This window comes from Flavobacterium macrobrachii (genome assembly GCF_014486675.1).
In the GTDB taxonomy this organism is placed as follows: Bacteria; Bacteroidota; Bacteroidia; order Flavobacteriales; family Flavobacteriaceae; genus Flavobacterium; species Flavobacterium macrobrachii.
The window spans coordinates 1-4,937 of sequence record NZ_JACTAC010000116.1; the positions used below are offsets into that span (position 1 = coordinate 1).

The window sequence follows — 4,937 nt, forward strand, 5'->3', positions numbered from 1 at the left end:
GGAAGGCTTTTTTTGTGCTTACAAGTCCTTAAAATCATTATTTCAAGGATAAATTAACTGTTTGATGTGGTTAATTTATCCTTTTTTTATCCCCCTGATAAAGTCGGCTTTAGTGGGCTTATGGTGGGCTTATCCTCGGGACATCCTCGAAACATCCTCGGCTAATGGTTTTATTATTTTGGTCTGACTTTCAATAAAAAATCGTTTTTATTTATCCATTATCCAAAAGCAAGTACAAAACCATCTTTGGAGTTTTCCTGTAGTCGGCTGATTGGCTTTAACTTTTGGCTCGATTTTTTTGGAAGATTGCCATTAATCAAATGTTGTTTTATAATCGGATTTTCCTTGGCAATCTTCCAAAAAAATGAGCAAACAACCGAAGGGCGTTAGTCAACACAATACTTTTATAAATTTTTTTGATAAAAAACAAGCAAAGATTTAAGGCTACAAGCTTCGGGCGAAGTAGGCGTAATTTTGTGCAGTTTTTTGAACAAAGAATTTATAAATAATAAAACATTCGTAGTGCGTCGGCAGTAGCGTCGGCAGTGGGTGGGAGCGTTGGAGAGCGGCTATTTTACATAATAAGCTTATAGTTTCAAGGCGAAGCGAACCCAAAGGGCTTGAACTATAATGGCTTATTATGTAACATAGCTTTGGGAGTGGTTGAGCGTCGGGTTTCGGCTCTTGTTTTTGAGCGTTGGGAGAGCAGCTCTTTGCTTTGCCTGTTTTATGTGCGATTGGCTTTGGGAAAATAAAACAGGCAAAGCAAAGTGCTGTACTTGGGGAAAAACAAGTGCCGATGGTGTGGGAGAACCACTGGAGCGTTGGGAAGCGTTGGACTGGGTGGGTGCAAACTCGTCAGCGAAGCGTTCCTATTTTTTTATTATTATCCTATTGGGTGGAAGTTGTCGATTTCTTTTTGCAAGTCGTCTATATCGTTGATTAAATACATTTCTGTCGATATAATTCGTTTGTGTCCTGCAAAGTATTGTACTTGTCTTAGATTGTAATTCTTTAGCCAATACGTTATAACTGATGCCCGAACCTGTAGGAAGTTGATAAACTTTGGATTTTGTTCTTTTAGTTCATCGGTTAGCCGTTTAAAGATATTAAAAGCGTTTACATCGTTTACCTGTGTTTGTCCTGATGCTGGAGTACTTAAAAATAATTGTTTGGTAGGTTCTTTGTGGTATTTCAGTAGTTCGTTTCTAGTTTTATATTGGTATTCCATTAAATCCATTATTTGGCTTGATTTGAGCTCCAGTGTTCGGTCTTTTCCTGTTCTTCCGCCTGTAATGTCTATTTTTCCATTTCGTAAGTCTAAACTATCGGTTGTAATTCTGCTAACTTCTGCTGTTGTGATGCCTTGATTAAATAATAATCCTATAATAACTTTGTTTCTTTCTTTGCTCAGTCTATACCCGTTAAACCAATTGTGATGGCTTCTTGGATCATCTTCTTTTGGAACGGTGTAATTTTCGTAGATGTTTTGTAATTCTTGTGGTGATAATATGGGATAGAGTTTTTGCTTTTGTCCGCCTTGTAATTTTATCCTGTTTGCCGGATTGTCTTTTCTTTGATTGTTTTCTATTTGGAAGTTGAAGAAGTGTTTTAGTGCTGATAGCCTTAATTTTCTTGTTTCTGATGCGATGCCTTGTTTTTGTAAATGAGCCAAGTATAACATTATTTCCTTTTCTGTACAGTTCTCCACTTCGGTATTATCCTTGTCTAAAAAGCTAATAAAATTCATTGTTTGATAATGGTACATTTCGGCTGTTGTCTTGCTTAATTCCTGTTGTTTTAGATAAGTCTTAAAGTTCATTTTTTGAGTAATTAGTAAATAGTAAAGAGTGATTGGTCTTGCTTTTCTTCGATTAAATGCGTGTAGATTTGCGTGGTTTCGAGTGAGCTATGACCTAAAAACCGTTGTACTTTTTGGATGTCCATTCCGTTGGCTAATAAGTGTGTTGCTATACTGTGGCGTAAACTATGTAATGTGATATTTTTTTCTTTGAGTTTGATGTTTTCACTTTGGTTTATTATTCGCTGTAATCTGCCCGCTAATGTTCCGCCTGTTAATGGTTTTCCAAAACGATTGATAAATAATTTGCTTTCTGTTTTATCTTGTATTAGTATGGTTCTGTATTCAAAAACCCAATCTTGCAATATTTTAGAGGCTGTTTTATTAAAGGGTATTAATCGTTGTTTACTGTTCTTGCCTTTCTTAACGTGTAATACTCTTGTGTCAAAATTGATGTCGTCAACGTTTACGTTTATTCCTTCTGTTCTTCGCAGTCCGCAACCGTAATAAATCGTTAATAATACTTTGTCTTGGTAGTTTAGTGCTTCTTGTTTTTGGGTTTGTATCTCTTGATTTTCTACTATGGTGTACAGTTCTTTTATTTCCTCTTGGGTTAAAATCTCTCTTTCTAAGGTTTGTATTTTTAGTCTTTTTAAGTTGACTTCGGGCAGGTTTTGTGTGCCTTTGTGATGCAGGAACTCGAAGAACTTTTCTAACGCCCAAAAATGACTGTTAATATAATTGGTACTTAATGCTCCGCCTTGCTTTTGGTTGGTTCTGCTGATGAGATAATTGTAATAGTCCTTGATGTGGTTATTTGTTAATTCGGTTATTTGTTTGCAGTTGTTTTGCTCCAAGTAATATAAAAACTCCCTCACAGCCGTTGGCAGATTGTAAACCGTTGCCTGTACAAAACCCAAGATGTCTAACCATTCTTTAAACGCATTCTCTAAATAATTATAGCTTGTTGATTGGAGTAACAGTTTTTTCATTTTGTTTCAAGTTTCAGGTTTCAAGTTTTTTTAGTCGTCATACCCTTTAGTTAGTTCACTCGGTCGGTTGTACTTTTTCCTTTGTGGCTTTGGGTTTAACCGAACTAATTTGTGTTTTGGTTCGGTCTTGTTCACTCGCTCGGTTCTCGATGTTGGTTACTACTGTTTTTAGTATGGTATCTATTTTATTTTCAAGTGTTTTATATTCTTTTTCGTTTACTAATCTGTAGTTATAGGTTTGATTTTCTTTATCGTGTATTTTGGTTATCAGTCCCGCATCCAGCCAAGTATTTAAGTGGTATTGTGCTGTACTTTTAGCAATTTTCAACGTTTTACGTATCGTCTGATTGGTAAATAATTCGGATTTATTTTTTAATATCGTTTTAAAAGCTTCTAATTGATTTCTGCTTCTTCCCGTGAGTATATCGGATTTTCGTATGATGATTTCTTTGATTAGTGCGTTTGCGTTTTTTATATCTTCTATGGTAGTTTCTATATACTCTTCGCCTGTCTCCTCGTCGTGTTTAATTTCTCTTTGGTGTTGGTGGTAATAGGTTATAAGTTCTATAAATTGCAGATAATGTGCGTTTGTTCTTCTTGGTTTTAATACTTCTTTGGGTAGTTCTACCATTTCAGCATAGGGATTGATTACTTTGATTGATTTTAGTAAATATTGCGAGTTTTGTAATAGTGTTTTGGCTTTGATTTGTTGTTCTATATTGATTTTATTAGCACTTACTAATTTTTGATAGTTCATAATTCTATCGTCTTGCTCTTGGCTTTCATCCAAGTAGATTAAAAAGCTACGGTTGGCGTTATCCTCGTAAATACTTTCTTTGGTGGTGCAACCTGCCACGCATACAGGACCTTCAACGGTTATATTGGTTGTTTTGGTTTCTCCCTTGGTATTTTTAAAAGCTATTGTTTTACTGATTTTCTTTTTGGATTGTAGTTCTCTAATGGGGTACAATGCACCTTCTGCTCCGTCTAAATCTTCTATTAAAATCAATTTGTGTTTCAATTCCTGCTGACCGAAGTAATAAAATGCGTTTTCTGACAATGTCGTGATTTCTATTTTTTCCTCGTCCGGGATTAGATTTCCGATGTTTTCCTGTAGATGTGTTTTTCCTGTTCCCGATAATCCTAAGCTAATGATATGTAATGGTTGTTCTCTTTTTCTACTGCTAAAGATTAAATACATGATTAATCGGTTGATTTCTTCGCCTATAATTCCGCTTTGTCCTATTAGTTCATTGGTAGTTTGGAGTAAGGAGTTTGAAGTTAAGAGTTCTAATGCTTCTTGTTTTTCTTTCTCGGTAAGTTCTTTCGACTTTGGACTTTGGACTTGCGACTGTAGTTGTTCTAAACGGTATTTCTCTAATGTTTCTATCAGTTCGTTAATACTGGCTTCAATTACACTTGTGCCGATTTCGAGTTTTGTTGCTGTCTTTCTGATTAGCTTTTCAACTTGTGTATCGTTGTAGAGATCTAAATTATGACGCACTGCTAAACTGTCTGCTTCCGTACCCTGTATTTTAACTGTTACACGCATTCGGTCTAATCCGTCCAACCTTATACCGCCTAATACTGCTATTCTGAGCATTTGGTTTTGATATTCTAATTGGTTTGGGTTTTGGGTGTTTAGATTGTTCATAAGTTTTATTTTATACACTTTCGTGTACAAAAATAACTTTTAATGTTTTAAAAACAAATCTTTTGTGTTTTTTTACACCTAAAAAAGTATTATATATTTGCAAAAGCATACCTTATTAGGTTTAATTATATCTTTTATGAGTTTTGAAAAACGGATTGCGGAACTACGCAAAGAAAAAAAAATATCACAGGAAGAACTCTCTAAAAAAATAGGCGTTCATCAAAATGTTATTGGTCGTTATGAAAGAGGTGAAGCAAAACCATCTATTGAAGTGGCTACTGCTATTGCCGATGTGTTTAATGTATCCTTAGATTATTTAGTAGGCAAAACAGAGTTTATAGTAGATGAAGATATTACTAATAGGATTTTAACCATTCAAAAATTACCTGAACAAGACAGAGAACACATTTTATTTGCGCTCGATGCTATGATACGCGATGCTAAAGCTAGACTAGCTTATTCTTCTTAAAATGAAAAAACCACTTCAAAT

4 protein-coding genes are annotated in these 4,937 nt (G+C 35.0%); 1 reads left to right on the plus strand and 3 read right to left on the minus strand.

What is annotated here, in order from left to right; translation table 11 throughout:
- Nucleotides 1-886: 886 nt before the first annotated feature.
- Genes IAI56_RS15180 through IAI56_RS15190 form a run of 3 tightly spaced genes read right to left on the minus strand, consistent with a single transcriptional unit; the run spans nt 887 to nt 4,447 of the window.
- The gene (locus IAI56_RS15180) at nt 887-1,822 is read right to left on the minus strand and encodes a tyrosine-type recombinase/integrase (protein ID WP_187658667.1); all 936 of its coding nucleotides are present in this window, start codon (nt 1,820-1,822) and stop codon (nt 887-889) included.
- A gap of 11 nt (nt 1,823-1,833) precedes the next feature.
- The gene (locus IAI56_RS15185; RefSeq protein WP_187658668.1) at nt 1,834-2,793 is read right to left on the minus strand and encodes a tyrosine-type recombinase/integrase; all 960 of its coding nucleotides are present in this window, start codon (nt 2,791-2,793) and stop codon (nt 1,834-1,836) included.
- Between the two features lie 55 nt (nt 2,794-2,848).
- The gene (locus IAI56_RS15190) at nt 2,849-4,447 is read right to left on the minus strand and encodes a hypothetical protein (protein WP_187658669.1); all 1,599 of its coding nucleotides are present in this window, start codon (nt 4,445-4,447) and stop codon (nt 2,849-2,851) included.
- Between the two features lie 97 nt (nt 4,448-4,544).
- Between IAI56_RS15190 and IAI56_RS15195 the strand changes: the two genes are divergently transcribed.
- The gene (locus IAI56_RS15195; RefSeq protein ID WP_239106915.1) at nt 4,545-4,916 is read left to right on the plus strand and encodes a helix-turn-helix domain-containing protein; all 372 of its coding nucleotides are present in this window, start codon (nt 4,545-4,547) and stop codon (nt 4,914-4,916) included.
- Nucleotides 4,917-4,937 lie beyond the last annotated feature (21 nt).